The organism is Amycolatopsis sp. WAC 01416, from assembly GCF_003947485.1.
In the GTDB taxonomy this organism is placed as follows: Bacteria; Actinomycetota; Actinomycetes; order Mycobacteriales; family Pseudonocardiaceae; genus Amycolatopsis.
In genome coordinates this window covers 329,288-343,668 of the sequence record NZ_QHHX01000011.1, presented here as the reverse complement: position 1 = coordinate 343,668, position 14,381 = coordinate 329,288, and the positions used below count along the sequence as shown (strand labels likewise).

The window sequence follows — 14,381 nt, the reverse complement described above, 5'->3', positions numbered from 1 at the left end:
GCCCAGCGGAGCCTGTTCGCGGATGAGCGCGCCGAAGTCGCGGCGCGCTCATGGTGGACCCTGACGAGAACGGACTGTCCAGTGGCGGATTCCGCCTCCGGTGAGGAGCGCCGCGGCACGAAGCGGCGCAAGCGCAGCCGTCGGAGCAACCCCGACGGCACGATGACGCTCATCGAGCACATCTACGAGTTCCGGCGCCGTCTGGGCTTCGCGCTGCTCGCCATCCTGGCCGGCGGGATCATCGGTTTCCTCTGGTTCCAGACCAGGGTCGGCCCGATCCCGTCGCTCGGCCAGATCATGACCGGTCCGTACTGCGGCATCCCGTACCAGCGCAGGCTCGGTGGTTCCCCGACCGGCCCCTGTCAGCTGCTCCAGACGGTCCCCTTCGAAGCCTTCATGATCCAGCTGAAGGTCGGTATAGCCGCGGGCGCGGTGCTGCTGGCGCCGCTGTGGCTCTATCAGATCTGGGCGTTCATCGCGCCCGGCCTCTACTCGAAGGAGCGCAAGTACGCGCTCACCTTCGTCTTCTTCGCGTCGATCCTCTTCGCCACCGGCGCCGTGCTCGCGTACCTGCTCATCCCGCACGCTCTCGAACTGCTGATGAACTTCGGTGGCGACCAGTTCATCACCGCGCTCACCGGTGACAAGTACATCTCGTTCATCCTGTCGCTGCTGCTGATCTTCGGCGTCAGTTTCGAGCTCCCGCTGTTCGTGGTGATGCTCAACCGCGTCGGCGTCCTGAAGTACCAGATGCTGAAGAAGTGGCGCCGCGGCCTGATCATGGTCGTGTTCGTCTTCGCCGCCTTCGCGACGCCCGGTTCGGACCCGTTCTCGATGATCGCCTTGGCGGGCGCGCTGGTGGTCCTGCTGGAGATGTCGATCCAGATCGCGCGCTTCCACGACCGCAAGCTCGACAAGGAACGCGGCACCGAGGGCTGGGACCAGCTCGACGACGACGAGGCCGCGCCGTTCGACTACACGCCGAGCAAGATCGACGAGGAGCCGTCTGCCGCCACGAACGGCAAGCGCACCAGCACCGACGACGTCACCTGAGCCGGGGATGCACGCGGCATTGGCCGTCCACCCCGCCTCCGGTAACGGGGCCGCTGGTCGGTTGATGGAGTCGGTCGCGGCGCGGCTGCGCCCCGTCGTGGACCGGCTTGACGTCCTCGTCGCCGACACGGTCGAGGAATCCCGCGCGCTGATGACCGACTCGCGCGCGGCCGGGCTGGACGTCCTCGTCGTACTCGGCGGCGACGGCGCGGCGCACCAGGGCGTGCAGTTCTGCGCCGAATCCGGCGTCGCACTCGGGCTCGTGCCCGCGGGTACCGGCAACGACTTCGCCAGGGCACTCGCGATCCCCGAACGGCCGCACGCCGCCGCAGATCTCGCCGCCAGGCGGATCGTGGACGGGAAACGACGGAGGATCGACCTCGGCCGGGCCGGTGGCGAATGGTTCGCCACGGTCCTGTGCTCCGGCTTCGACGCGCTGGTCACCGAACGCGCCAACCGGCTGACCCGGCCTCGCGGCCCGCGCCGCTACGACGTCGCGATACTGGCCGAACTCGCCGCGTTCCGGCCCCGCCCGGTCGTGCTCCGCACCGACGTCGAGACGATCGAACTCGACGCCACCATGATCGCCGTCGGCAACACCCCGTACTACGGCGGCGGCATGCCGATCTGCCCCGGCGCGGACCCCGAAGACGGCCTGTTCGACGTCACGGTCGTCGGGAACGCGACCAGGCGCGACCTGATCCGCATGCTGCCCGGTGTCCGGTCGGGAGACCACATCGCCCATCCGGCGGTGCGGGTCCTCAAAGCCAGTCAGATCCACTTGGCGGGCAGCGACCTGCCCGTCTACGCCGACGGGGAGCCGCTGGGCAGGCTGCCGATCGACGTCACCTGCGTCCCCGGCGCGCTCACCGTCGTCGCGTGAGCCCGGCGTAGTCACCCGCGCGCCACACCTGCCCGCGGAACGTCGCGGCCGACATGAGTTCGCCGCCCGGGAAGAACACCCCGCCGCAGCGGTGGCAGAACCACGCCTGCCGCCAGTAGTCCAGCGCGGCGGGGATGCCCCGCCGGATCCGTGCGTTGCGCCGCATCCGGAGCACGAACAGGACGGCGAACAAGGCGACCAGCGCGAAGGCGCCGAACGGGAAGATCGACGCCCCGATGTACTGCGCGGCCCTGCCGTCGGCGGTCGGCGCGATGTTCTCGTCCAGCACGTCGTTCGCGAGGGCGAGGAACACGAACGCGGGGATCAGCAGCACCAGCGCGAGCGCCAGGAAGCAGCCGCCGCCGCGGGGCACCGGATACGGGTTGAGCGACGCCGCCGTCGCGGTCACCGACACGCCGGTGTGCGTCGTCGCGGTGTAGACCACGCCGTCGCCCGCCGGGATGGCCGTCATGCCGCCTTGCACCCGGTAGGTGGTCTGGCCGCTCTGGAACACCGCCGGCACACTCTGCACCTGGTCGACCTGCGCGCACTGCGGGCAAGCGATCTCCATGGCGTCCCCTCTCGATCTCGGATCCGGCCCTTGGATGACACGGGCGCCGCGGCCGTTCCCGAGATCGTCACACCGAGTGCGAACTGTCGGTGGGGTATGGAACCCTGACGAAGTGGTCAATAGCCCTCCTCAGACCCCGGCCGAGGCATACGCCGCCTCCCAGCGCCGCGGCCGGTACCCCCAGCTGACCCGCTTCGCGGCGGAATCGTCGTTCGAATTCGACGACTTCCAGGTCCGCGGCTGCGAGGCGCTCGAAGACGGTCACGGCGTGCTCGTCTGCGCGCCCACCGGCGCAGGGAAGACAGTGGTCGGCGAGTTCGCGGTGCACCTCGCCCTCGCCGAGGGCCGCAAATGCTTCTACACGACACCCATCAAGGCGTTGTCGAACCAGAAGTACGCAGACCTCGTCGCCCGCCACGGCGCCGACGCCGTCGGCCTGCTGACCGGTGACACCTCGATCAACGGCAACGCGCAGGTCGTGGTCATGACCACCGAGGTCCTGCGCAACATGCTCTACGCCGGGTCCTCGACCATCGGCGAACTCGCGTACGTGGTGATGGACGAGGTCCACTACCTCGCCGACCGGTTCCGCGGCGCGGTCTGGGAAGAGGTCATCCTCCACCTGCCCGAGCACGTCCGCGTCGTCGGCCTGTCGGCCACGGTGAGCAACGCCGAGGAGTTCGGCGAATGGCTCGTCGAGGTCCGCGGTGACACGTCCGTCGTCGTCGACGAGCACCGCCCCGTGCCGCTGTGGCAGCACATGCTGGTCGGCAACCGGCTGCTGGATCTGTTCGCAGGCCAGGAGGAAAACGCGCCGGGCGCCGAACTGCGGATCAACCCGAGCCTGCTTCGCCGCACCGAGGAGATCGGCGGCCGGTTCGCCCCGGCCGGATTGCGCGGGCCGAGAGGCCGGCGAGGCGGGCCGTCGCGGATGCCGAGGTACCGGCCGCCGTCCCGCACCGACACGGTCGAGCGGCTGGACAACGCCGGCCTGCTGCCCGCCATCGTGTTCATCTTCTCCCGCGCCGGCTGCGACGCCGCCGTCGGCCAGTGCGTCCGGTCGGGCCTGCGGCTCAACGGCCCCGAAGAGGTCGAGAAGGTCCGCCGCATCGTCGCCGAGCGCACCAAGGACCTGCCCGAAGGCGACCTCGGCGTCCTCGGGTTCTGGGAATGGCGTGAGGCTCTCGAACGCGGTATCGCCGGGCACCACGCCGGGCTGCTCCCGGCGTTCAAGGAGACCGTCGAGGAGCTGTTCGTCCAGGGCCTCGTGAAGGTCGTCTTCGCCACCGAGACGCTGGCGCTCGGCATCAACATGCCCGCGCGCACCGTGGTGCTGGAACGGCTCGTGAAGTACAACGGCGAGGCACACGTCGACCTGACGCCGGGGGAGTACACGCAGCTCACCGGGCGAGCGGGGCGGCGCGGCATCGACGTCGAAGGCCACGCCGTCGTCGCCTGGCAGCCGGGGATCGACCCGAAGCAGGTCGGTGGGCTGGCCTCGACGAGGACGTACCCGCTGCGGTCGTCCTTCCGGCCCGGCTACAACATGGCGGTGAACCTGGTCGCCCAGGTCGGCGCCGAGGCGGCCCGTGACCTGCTGGAGCAGTCGTTCGCGCAGTTCCAGGCCGACCGGTCGGTGGTCGGGACGGCGCGGCGGATCGAGCGGAACAAGGAGGCCCTGCGGGGCTACACCTCCGCCATCACCGGCGATTTCGACGAGATGCTGGAGTACGTCGATCTGCGCGCGAAGATCTCCGCCCGGGAGAAGGCACTCTCGCGGCAGAACACCTCCGCTCGCCGGGCCGGCACCGCCGAGTCGCTGGAGAAGCTCCGCAAAGGCGACGTCATCGCCGTGCCCGCGGGACGCCGCGCGGGGCTCGCGGTCGTCGTCGACCCGGGGCTCGACCCGATCCGCGAACCGCGGCCCGTCGTGGTCACCGAGGACCGTTGGTCCGGCCCGCTCTCGGTCTCCGACTTCCCGGCGCCGGTGGAGGCGCTGGGGAACATCAAGCTGCCGAAGCACATCGAGCTGCGTTCGCCCAAGACCCGTCGTGACATCGCCGCGAGTCTGCGCAACGCGGGAATCTCCCTGCCCGGCAGGCAAAAACGCCGCGCCGGGGCCAATGAGGACGGTGAGCTGGCCGCGCTGCGGCGTGCGCTGCGCGCGCATCCTTGCCACGGCCTGGCCGAACGCGAGGCGAATCTGCGCTGGGTCGAGCGGTACCAGCGGCTCACCGCCGAAACCGAGCAACTGGAACGCAAGGTCGCCGCGACCACGCATTCGCTCGCGCGCGCCTTCGACCGCATCCTGCGGCTGCTCGGCGAACGCGGCTACCTCGGCCCCGAGTCGAAGGGCGACGGCGAGAACCGCGTCACCGAACACGGCAAGCGGCTCACCCGCCTCTACAGCGAGTCCGACCTCCTCGCCGCCGAATGCATCCGACACGACGTCTGGGATGGCCTCACCCCGCCCGAACTCGCCGCGGTCGTCTCGACGCTGGTCTTCGAGGCGCGCCGGGACACCGCGGGGGAGCCTCGCCTGCCCCTGGGCAAGGTGGTCGACGCCTGGCAGGCGACCACGCGCCTGTGGATGGAGCTCACCGAGGACGAGCGGCGCCACAAGCTCGACCGCACCCGCGAGCCCGACGCCGGTTTCGCCTGGCCCGTCTACCGGTGGGCCCGCGGCGAGTCGCTGGAGAAGGTACTCACAGCCGCCGAAGCGAACGGGCAGGAACTGTCCGCGGGCGACTTCGTGCGGTGGTGCCGGCAGGTCATCGACCTGCTGGACCAGATCCGCGACGTCCTCGGTAAGGCGGATCCGGTCGGGGCGGCCGCTTCGGACGCGGTGAAGGCTCTGCGGCGCGGAGTCGTGGCGGCCGGCGGCGCGTAGCCGGACGTGCGTGAAGGTCCCCTTCCTTGCGCCTAGGTACATGAAGGGGTCCTTCACGCGCTGCTCGTGTGACTGGTGATGCTGGTGGACTCCAGGTGGTGTTCCTGGGCTGGTGAGGGGAACTTTGAGGGACCCTGGGTCCCTCAAGGGGTCCTTCACGGAACGCGATCCGGATTTGGTCCGCGGAAGCAGCGCCACTCACGAGAGTCTGGGTCGACGTTGCGAAAGAGGCTTTCGCAACACCCCGGACTGGACTCACCCCTCAAGAGAACCGTCCCCACCACTCACCAGGCGTTGGGCCGACCGGCGGAATGGCCGCGCCGCCGGTGTGAGCACGGTCGCGGCCAGTTGCCCCGACACCACCCGTGAACAGTGGGCAGGGGTGCCAACCTGTGGTTGGATCGCCCACGACGGTCAGTGATCCGGCCGGTGACGATGGCGGAACAGGCGGAGGCGAAACGATGAGCACGCCGTATGGCGGCAACGACCCGCAGCAGCAGCCCCAGTGGGGGCAGCAGCCGGGCTACGGGCAACAGCCGGGCGGCACTCAACCGCCGAGCGGCCCGCAGCAGCAACCGCAGTGGGGCCAGCAGCCGCAGCACGACCCGTCGCAGACCCAGCAGCAACAGCCCCAATGGGGTCAGCAGCCCGCGCCCTACGACCCGGCCCAGCAGCAGCCAGGGTATCCGCAGCAGCCTGGTCATGACCCTTCCCAGACGCAGCAACAGCAGCCTCAGTGGGGTCAGCAGCAGCAATACGGCCAGCAGCAGCCGGGCTATCCGCAGAGCGGGCCCCAGCAGCAGCCGGGTTACCCCCAGAGCGGTCCGCAGCAGCAGCCGCAGTACGGGCAGCAGCCAGGCCAATACGACTACGGCCAGAGTCAGTTCCAGGGCGCCCAGGGCGAGGCGCAGGACAAGCCGAAGTCGAAGAAGGGCCTGTTCATCGGGATCGGCGCGCTCGTGGTGATCATCGCGGCGGTCGGCATCCTAGGTTTCGTCACCCCCGGCTGGTTCAACACCCAGGTCTTCAACAACACGCAGATGCAGACCGACGTGCAGAAGCTGCTCACCGAGACCTACGGGATCAAGGAGATCAGCGCGGTCACCTGCCCCGCGGGCCAGGAGGTCAAGGACGGGGTGAAGTTCGCCTGCACCGCCACGATCGAAGGCAAGCCGCAGGAGGTGCCGATCACCGTGAAGGGTGACACCGGCAACTACGAGGTCTCGCCGCCCGCCGTCACCAAATAAACGACGGGCGCCGGGCGCGGTCGATCCTGCATGATCGGATCATGAGCGACTTTTCCGTGCGGCCGCTGCGGTCCGACGAGGACCGCGCCGCGACCGATCTGTTCAGGCGTGCCTTGCACGTCAAGGAGATGACCGACGAGGAGTGGTCGGCCGCCGCCGGGTCCTTCCAGCCGGACCGCGGGTTGGGTGCGTTCGACCCGGAGTTGATCGGCACCGTCCGGTCCTTCGATTCGGAAGTGACGCTGCCCGGCGGCGGCACCATGCCGCTCGCCGCGGTCAGCCTCGCCGACGACCGCGCCGACCGGACCCGCCGTGGTGTGCTGACGGCGTTGATGCGCGCCCAGTTCGAGGATTTCGCCGCTCGAGGCATCCCCTCGGCGATGCTGCACGCTTCCGAAGGCGCGATCTACGGACGGTTCGGCTACGGCATCGCGGCCAGGGGCAAGTCGATCGAGATCGACCGGAACCGCGCCAGGTTCCGCCCCGAGGTACCGGCGGGCGGGCAGATCTCCCTGCTGGGCCTGGAAAGCACGATCGAGCAATGGCCGTCGCTCTTCGACGCCCTTCCGCGCACCCGGCCTGGCATGATCGCGCGGAGCCCGAATCTGTGGCCTGGCTACGTCCGGGAGGTGCGCCGGGCGACCACGCCGACCGCGACCGCCGTGCATCGAGGCACGGACGGCACCGACGGCTTTGTCACCTACACCGTCGAGAGGGCCCACTTCGGCGCACCGACGGTGATGAAGGTCCAGTCCTTCCACTACGCGAATCCCGACGCGTTCGCCGGGTTGTGGCGTCACCTGCTGTCCGTGGACCTTGTCGACCGCATCACGGCGGAGAAACGACCGCTCGACGAACCGGTCGAGTTGCTGTTCACCGACCCGCGGCACGCAACCGTGCAGAAGGTCCAGGACGAGGGCTGGCTCCGGCTGGTGGACGTCGCCGCGATGCTCGACGCCCGCACGTATCGGGGCGAGCCGATCGTCATCGAAGTCATCGATCCGCTCCTGGAGCACAACTCCGGCCGTTACCGCCTTTCCGAGGACGGCGCTGCCCGCACCACCGACCCGGCGGATCTCGAGCTGCACGCCGACACCCTGTCGATGGTGTACCTCGGCGGCTGGCGCCCGTCGGATCTCGCGACCGCCGGCCGCGTCCGCGCCACCGGCGAGACCGCACTGGAGCGGGCGGACCTGCTGTTCGGCACGCGAGTGAATCCCTGGTGCGGTACCTTCTTCTGACGTTGGATGATCACACCGGTGGGGGTGGAGAAGCGTGAGCAGGCGAGCCGTCGCGACGGTCGGTCTGTATGGTGCCGCTTTCGTCGTGCTGGCGGCGTGTTCGGACACCCCGTCGCCCGCGCCGGCGACGAAGACCGTCACGGTCCCGCCGACGACGAGCTCTTCTTCGAGCGCGTCCGGCACGTCGGGCGGTTCGTCCTCCGCCGTTCCGGGCAGGGTCTTCGACCCGAGGACCATGCAGGCGGACGTGCGGAAGATCCTGACCGAGACCTATCAGGTGAGCGAGGTCGGCGACGTGCTGTGCCCGCCGAACCAGACGGTCAAGGACGGAAGCACGTTCAGCTGCACCGTCCAGGTCGGCGGCGAGGGCAAGACCGTCACGATCACCGTCACCGGTGACGACGGCCGCTACGAAGTCGGCGCGCCGGCCTGAAAACCGGTTGGGTTCGCCGGGGCCGGACGGCAGGATCTCCCGCTATGAGCGAATTCTCTGTGCGTGCGGTGGCCGAAGGTGAACAACGGGCCTGCCTCGAAGTCCTGGCGGAGTCCTTGCACGGCAGGCCCGCCTCGGACGAGGTCTGGGCGAAGATGGCTCCGTCCTGGCCCGCCGCCGGGAAATTCGCCGCGTTCGACGACCACGGCACCCCGGTGGGGATCGCCAGCTCGTTCGACGTCGAGCTCATCGTCCCCGGTGGACAGAAGCTCGTCACGGCGGCCGTCGACGGGATCGGCGTCCGCGCGGACTGGACCCGCCGCGGGATCCTCACCTCGATGATGGCCGTTCAGCTAGAGGACTTCGCGGCACGCGGTGTGCCACTGGCCGCGCTGCACGCGTCGGAAGCCGTGATCTACGGCCGCTTCGGTTACGGCGCGGCCACTTTCGGCAAAGGCGTTTCCGTCGAACGGCCACGCGCCCGGCTCCGTGACGGCGTGGGGCGGGAAGGGGTGGTCAGGTTCGTCACCCCTGCCGAGGCCGTGGAGCGTGTTCCCGCGCTGTACAACGGCTTCGAGGGAACGCGGCCAGGGTTCGTCGCCCGGCCGGCGCACTGGTGGCCGGGCTTCTTCGACCGGCTGGTCACCGGGAACGACGGCTATCGCGTCGCGGTCCACAGTGGACCCGACGGGGACGACGGTTTCGTCGTCTACCAGACCATCGACGCGCGCGACCGGCAGGCGCCGGAACGTGGAGCGATCCTGGAGATCAGGGAACTCCATGCCGCCACGCCGCGGGCTTGGGCGGGACTGTGGCGGTTCCTGCTGTCGATCGACCTGGTTTCGGCCGTCACCGGACGCGGCCGTCCGATGGACGAGCCGATCGCCGAACTGCTCACCGACCCGCGAGCGGTGAACACCATCGAGGTCATCGACGACCTGTGGCTACGGCTCATCGATGTCTCCGCCGCGCTGCGGGCACGCACTTACGGCACCGCCGAACCCGTGGTGCTCGAAGTGCTCGACAAGCAGCTTCCGGACAACAGCGGCCGTTACGTCGTCGGCCCGGACGGCGCGGAGCGGACGACCGCCGACGCCGACCTGCGGCTGGACGTCGCCGCCTTGTCGTCGCTGTACCTCGGCCACGGTCTCTTCGGTGATCTGGCGTTGTCGGGCCGGGTCGAGGTGGTGGACGAGGCGGCGGTCGCCCGGGCCGACTCCCTGTTCCACACCGCGCGGTCGCCGTGGTGCGGGACGTTCTTCTAGGTCACGGAAGAGCTTCTTCGGTGGCCAAAAGGTGGACTACGGGAGCCGGCCGCGCCTTGAGTGTCCACAAGGGACACTTTCGAGTGGTGAAATGTCTGCTTGATGCCCATAAGAGTGGATTCGAGGTGGGGTCGTGAGTGCTAATGAGGGTTAGAACGCTCATTAGCACTCACGACCCCCACGCAAAGTGCCCAAAATGGACACCGTTGCCTTGCTGGCGTCCCTTGTGGACAGTTGACAGGGTGTCAGGTCCCTGTGGCGAGTCCACGCTTGTCACCCACGCCACGTTTGACTTGTCCCTCAGTGGAACCGTTCGCCCCGCTAAGCCGGATTGCGACGAGGTTTGATCCGCACCTGCGGCAGCGTGGGTGCGGGCAACCACGCCGTCGTGCCCTGGTAGCCCTCCACCCGGCCGAACCGGTCCGCCTGTGCCTGCCACGCCTCGCGGTATTCGGCGATCTCGTCGTGGCTGCGGCCCACGAAGTTCCACCACATGACGAGTTCCTCGGTGAACGGGGTCCCGCCGAGCAGGAGCACCCTGGCCGGTTCGGTACCGGAGTTCGTCAACTCCAGCCGTCCGGCGCCGGGCGCGAGGTAGGCGAGTTCTCCGGTGCCCAGTGCGGCTCCGGCGACGGTGACGGAGCCGAGGTCCTGCAGGACACCGTGTTCGAACCCCGGGTCGACGTCGAGGGACAGGGTCGCTCCGGGCTCCACGGTGAGCTCGGCGCCCAGCAGGGGAGTGAACACCGGGACCGGCGACGTGGTTCCGGCGAGGCTGCCGAGAAAGACGCGTGCGGTGGCCCCGGGCAGCCGGAGCAGCGGCGGTGCGTAGTGGCGGAAATCCCGTGTGGTGTCGCGATGTTCGTCCGGCAGCGCGATCCACAGCTGGACGCCGTGCAGCGTCGCGGTGTCCGGTGTGGACACTGTGGCGACCTCGGAGTGCGCGATGCCGTGGCCCGCGGTCATCAGGTTGAGTTCACCCGGCCGGACCATGGCCCGCGTGCCGATGCTGTCGCGATGCTCGATCTCGCCGCTGAACAGCCAGCTCGCGGTCTGCAATCCGGTGTGCGGATGCGGCGCGACGTCCATCCCGCCGGAGTCCGACACGTCCTGGGGGCCGTAGTGGTCGGCGAAACACCACGCGCCGATCAGCGATCGTTGCCGCTGCGGAAGTGTGCGGCGGACCCGGATCGCGCGCGGACCGCCGAGCGGGACGTCGCGCGGGGTCAGCACGGTGACACCCTCGCCCGGCCGCTCCCGGCACAGCAGCTCGGCCGGGTCGGCCTCGGTGTTGCTCACGGCTTGGGGAGCGCGGCCAGCAGGCGCTCCACCGAACGGCCGAGATTCCAGCGCTCCGCCAGTTCCGCGACCTTGTCCGGGTCGGCGGGCTCGGACGGGACGGTGTCCGGACGGGACTGTTCGACCGGCGCGTCGGCCGCGACCCGGACGACGGTCGGCGCGACCGCGAGGTAGTCGGCGGCGTCGCTCAGCCGCAACCGCGTCTTGAGCGGCACCCGCGAGTCGCCGGCGGTGGACGCCTCGATCAGCTCCTGCAGCGAACCGAACTGGGTGATCAGCTTCGCGGCGGTCTTCTCGCCGATCCCGGCGACACCCGGCAACCCGTCCGACGGGTCTCCGCGCAGCGCGGCCATGTCGGCGTACCCGGGGCCGGCGTTCGCGGCCGGGATCCCGTACTTCTCGGCGAGTTCGTCGGGGCCGAGGATCTCGGCCTTGTTCCAGCCCTTGCCGACGTAGATGACCACGGTGGACGTCGGTTCGTGCCGGACCAGCTGGAACAGGTCGCGATCCCCGGTGATGACCTCGACGGGGGAGTTCTTCTCGCGGATCGCGAGCGCGCCGATGACGTCGTCCGCCTCGTATCCGGCCGCCTCGGCCGTCGCGAGCCCGAAGGCCTCCAGCAGCTCCAGGATGATCGGCACCTGCGGAGTGAGCGTGTCCGGCACCTCTTCGACGTCGCTGCCCTCCGGGATCTCTTCGGCCACCCGGTGCGCTTTGTAGCTGGGCAGCAGATCGGTGCGGAACTTCGGCCGCCAGTCCGCGTCCAGGCAGGCCACCAGCCGTGCGGGGCGCCGGTCGACGAGGATCCGCGCGACGGTGTCGGTGAACCCGCGTACGGCGTTGACCGGCGTCCCGTCGGGGGCGGTCATCGACTCGGGCAGTGCGTAGAACGAGCGGAAGTAGAGGCTCGCGGAATCGAGGAGAGCGAGTGGTCCGGTCACGCGGACAGCCTGCCATGTCCCGGCCCGGATGTCCGTGAAGGACCCGACCCCCAGCCGAGTCCTCCACGGATACCGGTCAGGCCGCGTACGGCCGCACCTGGCGTGCGTCGCGCAGGGCGTTGGCCCACCAGTTCAGCTGATTCAGCAGTGTGGTGGCCGCGATGGAGGCGCCTTCGAAGTCGTCGTGCTCACCGTCCGGGCCGAAGTGGTTCCAGGCGTAAGGGAAGCTGACGGTCTCGCGGATCGTCGCGGCGTGGAGTTCGGCGAAGACCGGGCGCAGGTGCTCCACCGCGCGCAGGCCGCCGGAAATGCCGCCGTAGGAAACGAAGGCGACGGGCTTCCCGTGCCATTCGGGGCCGGTGGCGTCGAGCGCGGTCTTGAGCGGGCCGGGGTAGCTGTGGTTGTACTCGGGAACGATCACGACGACGGCGTCCGCGGCGGCGACGCCGGGGGAGAGACCGCCGGGGGCTTCGGCCAGGTCGATGACTGTCAGGGTGACGTCGTCGCGCTGTTTGGCGCGGTCGAGGAACCAGTTCGCGACGACGGGAGCGAAGCGGCCCTCGCGGACGCTGCTGATCACGACGGCGAGCTGGTAAGGCGAGTTCGTTGTCATGTCGAAGACCGTAAAACCTGCACTTAACTTGAAGTCAAACTCCAGAATCGCCGAATATCGGTGTCTAATCGCAGAGAACTCTTTGCAAAGAACTTTCTGCGATTGTAGGGTCGATGACATGGGGAAGAGCGAGAGGTATCTCACGCGGGTCGACGGCCGTGTTCTGCGGGCGCTGTCGCACCCACTGCGCGTCAAGATCCTGGAGTTGCTGCGAGAGGACGGTCCGGCGACGGCGTCCGGGCTGGCGAAGCGAGCAGGGGAGAGCTCCGGGACCACGAGCTGGCATCTGCGTCAGCTGGCCGAATCGGGGCTGATCGCGGAGGACACCGAACGCGGCAGCAGGCGCGACAGGTGGTGGAAGGCGTTGCACGAGGGGGACCAGATGCGCGCACGGGACTTCATCGACGATCCGGACCTCGCCGGTCCGTTCAACGCCTACGCCCACACGATGGTCGAGCGGCGCTACGCCGCCGAAGCGCAGTTCGTCGCCGAAGTGCGGGATTGGGCCGACGAGTGGATCGACAAGGTCGTCTTCGACGACTCGCAGCTCTCGCTGACGCCGGACGAGGCCGCCGCGCTGAGCGACGAGATCCTCGAAGTGGTCAACCGCTACCGCCGTCCGGAGAAGGACGGCGACACCCAGGTTCGCGTGCAGTGGGCGGCTTTCCCGAGGAAATCGCGGCCGGAGACGCCATGAGCCGGATGCCACTGGGGGCCTTGGTCGTGGCTTCGGGGATCTCCTCGGCCGGGGTGATGATGACACTGCTCGCGATTCCCTGGTTCGTGCTGCAGAGCACGGGCAGCGGCACCAAGACCGGCCTCGTCACCGCGGCCGAAGTGCTGGGCCTGATGGTCGCCGCGTTGCTGGGCGGGCCGATCGTGGACCGGGTCGGCACGCGCCGCGCCAGCGTCGGCGCGGATCTGCTGAGCACCGTCGCGGTGCTCCTGATCCCGCTCGCGATGGGCACGACCGGGCTCAGCCTGCCCGGACTGATCGTGCTGTCGTTCGTGATGGGTGTTTCCCGGGGGCCCGCCGACACGGCGAAGCAGGTGCTGCTCCCCGGCGTCGCCGAACTCGGCGATGTCCGCGTGAGCAGGGCGGCGAGCGCCGTCGAAGCGGCGATGAGAACCGGCCGGATGGTGGGCGGACCCGCCGCCGGCGCGCTGATCGCGCTCATCGGCCCGATACCGGTGCTGTTCGTCGACGCGGGCGCGCTCCTGCTGTCCTCGGCGCTGGTGTTCGCGCTGATCCCGGTCGCGGCCGGTCCGCCGAGACCGTCGTCTGGTGGATATCTCAAGCAGTTGCGCGAAGGGCTCGTGTACGTCAAACGCGACGCGGTGCTGCGCGCCGTCGTCGGCATGCTGATGCTCACCAGCAGCCTCGACTTCGGCCTGCTCGGTGTCCTGTACCCGGCATACGGAGACCAGGTCCTGCACAGCACCGCGCTCATCGGAGCGATGATCACCGCGGTCGCGACGGGCGCGCTGCTCGGTTCGGCGCTCTACGGCTGGGTGGGCCACCGCGTTTCGCGGCGGACGGCGATCCTCGTCGCGGTGGGAATCGAAGGCGCCCCGAGGTTCGCCTTGCTCGCGCTGGAGCCGGCGCCGGTCGTACTGCTCGCGGGCTTGGCGGTCGCCGGGATCGGGGCGGGCGCGCTCAACCCGATCGTGCTCCCGGCGGTCTACGAACGGGTACCGGAAGCCGTCCGAGGCCGCGTGCTCAGCCTCCTCGTGGGCGGAGTGCTCGCCGCGGCGCCGTTGGGCTCGATGGCGGCAGGGTTGCTGCTGGACGGGATCGGGCTCGTCGGCGCGCTCTCCGTGTTCGGTGGCCTGTACCTGATCGCCACCACCTTCCCGGCGATCTTCCGGGTTTGGCGCGGGCTCGACGATCCCGCCCCGATCGGGGATGACCGGCCGGTGAACCAAGGGGCGCGGACCGACTAGG

Annotated in this window: 13 protein-coding genes; 9 read left to right on the top strand and 4 right to left on the bottom strand. The window is 69.4% G+C overall.

Annotated elements, in window-relative coordinates; all coding sequences use genetic code 11:
• Nucleotides 1-81: 81 nt before the first annotated feature.
• A complete protein-coding gene (gene tatC / locus DL990_RS34450; RefSeq protein ID WP_125787715.1) occupies nucleotides 82-1,053 on the top strand; it encodes a twin-arginine translocase subunit TatC in 972 nt (323 codons plus the stop codon).
• Nucleotides 1,054-1,060: 7 nt separating this feature from the next.
• Entirely contained in the window at nucleotides 1,061-1,936 is an 876-nt protein-coding gene (locus DL990_RS34445; RefSeq protein WP_125801225.1) for a diacylglycerol kinase family protein, read from the top strand.
• Here the strand turns inward: DL990_RS34445 and DL990_RS34440 are convergent.
• Complete coding sequence (locus tag DL990_RS34440; RefSeq protein ID WP_125801224.1) at nucleotides 1,920-2,507, bottom strand: hypothetical protein; 588 nt, start codon at nucleotides 2,505-2,507, stop codon at nucleotides 1,920-1,922. The two genes, DL990_RS34445 and DL990_RS34440, sit on opposite strands and share 17 nt — an antisense overlap.
• A 112-nt stretch (nucleotides 2,508-2,619) precedes the next feature.
• On the opposite strand from DL990_RS34440, the gene DL990_RS34435 reads away from it, so the two are divergent.
• The 5 genes from DL990_RS34435 (at nucleotide 2,620) to DL990_RS34415 (ending at nucleotide 9,583) form a co-directional block, all read left to right on the top strand.
• Nucleotides 2,620-5,397, top strand: coding sequence for an RNA helicase (locus tag DL990_RS34435; protein ID WP_125801223.1), 2,778 nt, complete (start codon nucleotides 2,620-2,622; stop codon nucleotides 5,395-5,397).
• A gap of 461 nt (nucleotides 5,398-5,858) precedes the next feature.
• Entirely contained in the window at nucleotides 5,859-6,644 is a 786-nt protein-coding gene (locus tag DL990_RS34430; protein ID WP_125787719.1) for a DUF4333 domain-containing protein, read from the top strand.
• A 41-nt stretch (nucleotides 6,645-6,685) separates the two neighbouring features.
• Nucleotides 6,686-7,885, top strand: a complete 1,200-nt coding sequence (locus tag DL990_RS34425) for a GNAT family N-acetyltransferase (RefSeq protein ID WP_125801222.1) — start codon at nucleotides 6,686-6,688, stop codon at nucleotides 7,883-7,885.
• Nucleotides 7,886-7,919: 34 nt separating this feature from the next.
• Nucleotides 7,920-8,318 carry a DUF4333 domain-containing protein gene (locus tag DL990_RS34420; RefSeq protein WP_125787721.1) on the top strand — a complete coding sequence of 133 codons (399 nt, stop codon included), beginning with the start codon at nucleotides 7,920-7,922 and terminating at the stop codon, nucleotides 8,316-8,318.
• A 44-nt stretch (nucleotides 8,319-8,362) separates the two neighbouring features.
• The gene (locus DL990_RS34415; RefSeq protein WP_125801221.1) at nucleotides 8,363-9,583 is read left to right on the top strand and encodes a GNAT family N-acetyltransferase; all 1,221 of its coding nucleotides are present in this window, start codon (nucleotides 8,363-8,365) and stop codon (nucleotides 9,581-9,583) included.
• Between the two features lie 321 nt (nucleotides 9,584-9,904).
• Here the strand turns inward: DL990_RS34415 and DL990_RS34410 are convergent, their stop codons facing one another.
• The 3 genes from DL990_RS34410 to DL990_RS34400 form a co-directional block, all read right to left on the bottom strand.
• On the bottom strand, nucleotides 9,905-10,882 hold the full coding sequence (locus DL990_RS34410) for a pirin family protein (RefSeq protein WP_125787723.1): 978 nt from the start codon (nucleotides 10,880-10,882) through the stop codon (nucleotides 9,905-9,907).
• Nucleotides 10,879-11,823: a 5'-3' exonuclease gene (locus tag DL990_RS34405; protein WP_125801220.1), complete on the bottom strand. Its 945-nt coding sequence runs from the start codon at nucleotides 11,821-11,823 to the stop codon at nucleotides 10,879-10,881. Before DL990_RS34405 ends, DL990_RS34410 begins: the two co-directional genes overlap by 4 nt.
• Before the next feature lie 76 nt (nucleotides 11,824-11,899).
• Nucleotides 11,900-12,436: an NADPH-dependent FMN reductase gene (locus tag DL990_RS34400; RefSeq protein ID WP_125801219.1), complete on the bottom strand. Its 537-nt coding sequence runs from the start codon at nucleotides 12,434-12,436 to the stop codon at nucleotides 11,900-11,902.
• A gap of 118 nt (nucleotides 12,437-12,554) precedes the next feature.
• Between DL990_RS34400 and DL990_RS34395 the strand changes: the two genes are divergently transcribed.
• Together DL990_RS34395 and DL990_RS34390 are read left to right on the top strand one after the other, a co-directional pair.
• On the top strand, nucleotides 12,555-13,133 hold the full coding sequence (locus DL990_RS34395; protein WP_125801218.1) for a transcriptional regulator: 579 nt from the start codon (nucleotides 12,555-12,557) through the stop codon (nucleotides 13,131-13,133).
• Nucleotides 13,130-14,380 carry an MFS transporter gene (locus tag DL990_RS34390; RefSeq protein WP_125801217.1) on the top strand — a complete coding sequence of 417 codons (1,251 nt, stop codon included), beginning with the start codon at nucleotides 13,130-13,132 and terminating at the stop codon, nucleotides 14,378-14,380. The genes DL990_RS34395 and DL990_RS34390 overlap by 4 nt, the downstream gene beginning before the upstream one ends.
• The last annotated feature ends 1 nt before the right edge of the window (nucleotide 14,381 follow it).